At 38.7% G+C, this 5,598-nt stretch carries 6 protein-coding genes; 1 reads left to right on the top strand and 5 read right to left on the bottom strand.

Features of this window, described 5'->3' with window-relative positions; translation table 11 throughout:
* The 3 genes from HCK02_RS13090 to HCK02_RS13080 all read right to left on the bottom strand — a co-directional run.
* Window positions 1-875 (bottom strand): rolling circle replication-associated protein (locus tag HCK02_RS13090; RefSeq protein ID WP_425482897.1); only part of this gene is annotated, 875 nt, incomplete at its 3' end.
* A 1,185-nt stretch (window positions 876-2,060) separates the two neighbouring features.
* The gene (locus tag HCK02_RS13085; RefSeq protein ID WP_167630543.1) at window positions 2,061-2,471 is read right to left on the bottom strand and encodes a hypothetical protein; all 411 of its coding nucleotides are present in this window, start codon (window positions 2,469-2,471) and stop codon (window positions 2,061-2,063) included.
* Window positions 2,472-2,492: 21 nt separating this feature from the next.
* On the bottom strand, window positions 2,493-3,731 hold the full coding sequence (locus tag HCK02_RS13080; protein ID WP_167630542.1) for a lipase family protein: 1,239 nt from the start codon (window positions 3,729-3,731) through the stop codon (window positions 2,493-2,495).
* Window positions 3,732-3,875: 144 nt separating this feature from the next.
* Between HCK02_RS13080 and HCK02_RS13075 the strand changes: the two genes are divergently transcribed.
* Window positions 3,876-4,307, top strand: a complete 432-nt coding sequence (locus HCK02_RS13075; RefSeq protein WP_167630545.1) for a DUF1433 domain-containing protein — start codon at window positions 3,876-3,878, stop codon at window positions 4,305-4,307.
* Between the two features lie 137 nt (window positions 4,308-4,444).
* On the opposite strand, the gene HCK02_RS13070 is transcribed toward HCK02_RS13075, so the two are convergent.
* Window positions 4,445-4,897: an HTH domain-containing protein gene (locus tag HCK02_RS13070; RefSeq protein WP_167630541.1), complete on the bottom strand. Its 453-nt coding sequence runs from the start codon at window positions 4,895-4,897 to the stop codon at window positions 4,445-4,447.
* A gap of 452 nt (window positions 4,898-5,349) precedes the next feature.
* A partial coding sequence (locus tag HCK02_RS13065) for a hypothetical protein (RefSeq protein WP_167630540.1) occupies window positions 5,350-5,598 on the bottom strand: 249 nt, incomplete at its 5' end.

Below are 5,598 nucleotides of genomic sequence, written 5' to 3'. Positions count from 1 at the left end.
AACGATTTTCTAAGCGTTAAATTTTGCGCCTTAATTTTATACCTTTTAATCGCCTTTTTACGGGTCATATCTTTACGCGAAGGCATCTTAATGCCCCTTGACGTGTTATATAGTTGCATGCCTGATGGATACAAGTGCAGACGACCGCCTTTAATTACCCGTTTCGACTTGTTGGACTTCGTATATTCAATGTTACGTGCTCCAGGAACGCTCAGGAGCTCGCTCACGTGTTTTTCTTCTTCTTCGGGTGTCAAACCCTCAAAATCATCTTCATTCACTTCTAGGTTCGTCAGATAGCTTGTGAAGTATGCTCCGATATTATCTGTCTTCTCTGGGCGCTGAATTTTGACATAGCCATGTTTCCAAATATTAGCAAACTCCTCATTTTCGATGAACACTTTTTTCAATGCTGAGTACTTCAACAACATATGAAAATGCCAGTCGCCTTTTTCATGGGGTTCAATCGCACGTACAAATTCTAAATGACCATAACCCCCCCAGCGCTTTTTAGAATAGTAACGTAACCGCATGATGAATTTTTTAAATTTATTTAGGGCTACATCATGATCAAATATGTCATCTCTAAACGTCAACGTAATCCACAACTCATTGTTTGCACCTGAAAAGTTCGCATTGATGAGATAAGATAACCGCTTAAACGATTGACGCATGGAATTCATGTTGTCCCTTCTCGTTTTAGACAGATTATATGTACCAATCTCCCCCGTGCTTTTCACCAGATACTCCGACCGATTTAATTTTAGAATCGGACAAGTTTTATTCCAATGTTGCATATACTGCAGTTCAATAATCCGACTCATATCTGTTACGCGTACATAATCATGGTTGTTCATGAACGCATCAACTTTTGTCACTTCCAAATCGAACACCTCCCAGTGTAAAATCGCTTAGCATAGCCATTACTCGGCATTTTCTGCTAAAGTTTAACTAAAATCAAGTTAATAAGAAACTCGTCGCTCCGCTCCTCCTTTCCTCGGCTTCGCCGCTTGGCATCACTGCCGTTCGCCGTTTGCCTGTCGGCACGTCGTGCCAATCGCCTACGCCTTCCGACCTTTTTTTATTACTTGTAGGAACGCAAAAAAACAAGACAACTGATAGCCCCCGTAAGAATTGCCGTCCATTCTTTACAAGGTATCTGCTATCAATCATCTTGTTTTTTTAATCAAATTTGATTGACTTATAGGAGTATTGTTTATACAATCTAAGTATCAGGTAACACCCCTGATATCTTAGATTGGTCTATCCAATAAAACCTATATGCGAAGCCTCGTAAGAAAGGTGCGCTTTCCTACTGGGGTATAAAAAGTCTGATGAGTTGTCGCTCACAGGCTTTTTTCGCGTCCGTTATGTAATTTATATTTATTCTATCCTGTTTCGCTCGTGAATTCAAGACAAAGTATATCGAACTAGGAAAATTGATTCTTTCGTCGTACGTATGTTCTTGTTTTTAAACGAACAGTCCCATTAAAATTGACAAATTCCAGCATTATCTAGTACGATAGTTCCGATAGGATACAATCAGTATGCTATGGCTACATATTTTCATTCAATCTCTAAATGAGTATCATCTTCCTATTTGTCACTTGTTGACAACCCCTGTATGAACTTTCCCTTTTCTTAATACAGGGTTCTTTTTTTGCTCTTTTTCATGTGTTTGTTTCGTCAAAAGGAACGTTTTAGGGTGCACTTATTTAGTAACGCGTTCCTTTATTTTTATAACGATTTCCTAGAAAAAGCTTCTTATTTCAACGTTTTGACCACTCCACTTTTAGAATTGTGTTGTGTTTGTTTCTGGAAAAACCACCATTCAAAAGAAACGCTTTTTGAAAAAAGCTCCGCAAAAACTTTCATAAAAAACAAAAGTCAAAAGCTTTTCACTCGCCGTTAGGCAGGCAATCGGATTGGAAATCCGCTTGCTACGCAATCAGTGTGGTCATTCAGTCGCTCGCGTCAACTCCTTAAATTCCTTCCGCTTTGCTCCAGTCAGACATTTACCGTTGACCCTTCCTGCTTAATCCGTTCTTAGCGCTTGAATACGTCTACCACGCACTATACAAATCATCTTGACTATTTCGCATGCTATCCGCCTGTTTCGTCACTAGCCATTCTTGCACTGCATCACCTGTTTTCGAGTCAAAGGCATCTTTCAACTCTCGTTGCAAACTCGTTAAATCTTCCTGGGCTGTCGGATAATCTTTTTGTAATTTTTTCATCGTGTCGCTCAAGTCTGATTCTATTTTTTCTGCCCCTTTATTTACAGCCCTTTTTAAGGCGATTTTCTGCGCTTTTCGGACAAGTTCTCGCTCTGCCGCAATCATGTTGGCACGCTCGGCAGGCGTTAAATCTTTACTTTTTAGCCGTTCTTTTAATACGCCTGCTTGATATTTATACTCGCCTGATGCATCGCCTAATGCTCGAGCTCTCTCCCTTTCATAGGTATTCCCGTACATGCTTATTTGCCTCCTGTGCCTTTATTTCATGTTGGCCGCTATCCAGTTCCCTAATTCGTTATCTTTTTCTCGTATTTTCTTCGCCGCCTGAATGAGTTCTCGCTGAAACTCTTTCAGCTTTTGGATGTTTTTTTCATTCGATTCATAGAATCGTTGGAAGGCTTCGGGGTCATGATACGTATAGATTCCATTCTGATATTTCTTTGAACGTTCGGTCAATATCTCGTCCACGTCCCATATCGTTAACTCGCTATACTTCCCACCTTCAACCGTTTCATCATTGAGTTTATTTCTTAACTGTTTGGATTTTTGGTTCACGTCTTCTTCGAGTTGTTGCATGCGTTGTTGAATCTTGCGCATAATCGACACAATGTTATCTATGCGCCCTGCATACGCAATGACCGCATCTGGATTCACTTTGAGTTTAGCTGTCCCATCTGCGTTAAACATACCTGCAAATGTGCCACGCATATGCCCCATAATAATAGCTGTCCCGAATGCTTCATTCGGGTTCGTATCCATAATGTACTGTTTTCCTATAATTCGTTCATTCGGTACGATTTTACCGACTGGATCAAGTCGATGCCTGTAATCCGTAATAAGTCCCTCAAAATCGCCATTTTTCACTGCCTGTTGTTGTTCTTTTGATAACAAACGGTAAGGATTCGCCGCCGCATATGTAACCGCCTGTTTTTTGAGTTGTACCGCCATAAATTGCGCCAGGGCTCCGCCCAAACTATGCCCCGTAAAACTGCAATCTTTTATTTTATATTGTTTCAATGTTTGATTCACAAAATCCTGATAGTCTGTAAATTGATTCTCTCCGTTTACTTGCCAGGAAGCCACGTGTAACAGCATTTTCATAGGGATTGACGTATTTGCCTTCCAGGCGTTTTTGGCTATTTTTTGTATATTTTTACCCTGCGTACTTTTTAACTTCATATCAGTGTTGGGCTTCAATCCAATTCCCATTTTTGCAAAGTCTGTTACAACCCAATCTTTGTACATTGCGACTATTCCTGATGTTTCAGAACCACGCGATGCAAACACCACATTGTCATAATCCGTTTTCCCTTTTTTGTAGTCCTTTGCTGGAACTACAGCGACAGCTTGTAAGCCACTTCCTGATTTGTCGACTGAATTAATTACTCGCCATTTTGAACCATCTTTTGTTTTAACTAAACTTCCTTGTTTTAAAATATCATTTTTATAAACTCTATCAGCTAAATTAAAATACTGTTCATCTGTAAATTCTGCCATTTTCTTCACCTCTATGTTATATTTATCTTGTATTGCGTAATGACGGGAGTTGACTTCATGAAAAAGAAAACAAAAACAAAACTAAAAATTAGTTTAATTATACTGATTATACTACTATTTGTCATACTTGGAGGGTACTTATACATGAAACATCAGGAAAAAGAATTGATGCAAGAACAAAAACCACGGATTGAAAAATTTCTAAAATACAACTACAACAATATAGAATCTATTACGCTAACAAAAACTTACACAAACCCAACTGGTGTAGTACATATTGAAGGTTACTTAAACAATAATGAAAAACTAAAAATTGATGCTCCTTTAGACGGAATAAATGGTGTTGAAGTCGTTGACACTCCGACAATATTCGATGACAAATATTCTAAACCTGGATACGAATATAAATCTAAAAATGTCACTGACATTGAAGCCGAAGAAAAAGCAAAAGGAAAAGAAACTAGTGCCATTGATGAACCTAAAAAAGACCGTTCTGTCGCTGAAATTTATGCCGACATGAAAGCTACCGAAGCCGATATCCTTAAAAGTAATCGACGCAATAACCCTAATAGTTGATACTCAGAGTCTTCACCTTTGAAGGCTCTTTTTTTACGCCCTAGATTCAAAAAACAACAAGCAACTAAACGGCAGCAGGCAGGCACTTTTGGGTAATATGGGTAGCCCCCCGTTTTTTTCTATCACCTTAGCAAACCTTAGCTTTTTCTGTTAAATAATCGATTGAAAAAGCCCTTGTTTTCGCTTTCTGACTCGGTTTTCGCTTCTTCCAGGAACAACTGGTTCTTTTGCTGTTCCTTTAGCAATAATTGTTGCTGTTGATCGAGTAGCTTTTGCATACCCGCCAATTGTTCATCTTTGGCTATTAAATGTTTATGTAATTGTTCTTTTTCAGCTTTTAACTCTTTATTTTGCTCTGTCAACCTGTCAACTTCTTTGACAACTTGGTTGTCATTTTCGTTGTCATTCTGGTTGTCAGGTTGGTTTACACTTTTCGTTATAAATTCCACTGCATCAGCATTTAACTTATAAACCTTGTCAACCTTTTTAGGTGTCAACGTTGACGGCAACTGATTGACACGCTTATAAATAGCTTGTCTGGATACACCTAACTCTTTTGCGAGTTCAGAAATCGTCTTTTCTTGATTCATGATACATGGCCTCTTTTCTTGTCTTAAACAAGTTTTCAACATTCTTCAACATTGTATCAGAAATGTATGGTTTTGTTCGGTTCTATTCGAATTTCTGGAATAAATGGAGCCCCTAAAAGGACGCACTTATACATCGCTTCGCAACGTGTGCAAACAGCGTCGATTTTTTCGACCTTGCCGCCTGTACTTCCACGCGCACCTGACAAGTTTTGACATGAACTACCTTCTCTCTTTCATTGCTAATTTCATAGACACGCGTTACAATAAACGTGCAACTAATCTAATAACAACCTTTAACCGTTTTATAGTAACAAAAAGCAAGGGCATTTATGCGCTTGTTTTTTGTTGTTTTCCACTCCACAACTTCGATTTTTTCGATGTCGCTAAAACCTACGAAAACCACCATCTATTTTTAGGCATGCCAAATAAACCCACGTTTTTTTAGGTTTTTTTCAGGCTACTTGTGCTTGTTTTGCTTCTTCGATTGCCTGTAATCGTTTATATTTATTTTCGATTTTATCGAGCTCATTCATGAAATAAGCAATTCGCCATGTTTCAGCGCCTTCTTCATAGCAACGAGCCAACTCCTCCGCATAAGCTTCACGCAATGCCAGAATAGAATCTTCTTTCCAAACACCCAAATTATACTGTTCGATGATGAGAATGTTCTCAAAATCGTTGTCTAAGTCCTTAATCAGTAA

Origin of the sequence: Listeria valentina (assembly GCF_011800755.1) — a bacterium.
Classification (GTDB): domain Bacteria; phylum Bacillota; class Bacilli; order Lactobacillales; family Listeriaceae; genus Listeria; species Listeria valentina.
This window is presented reverse-complemented; position numbering and strand designations above follow the sequence as displayed.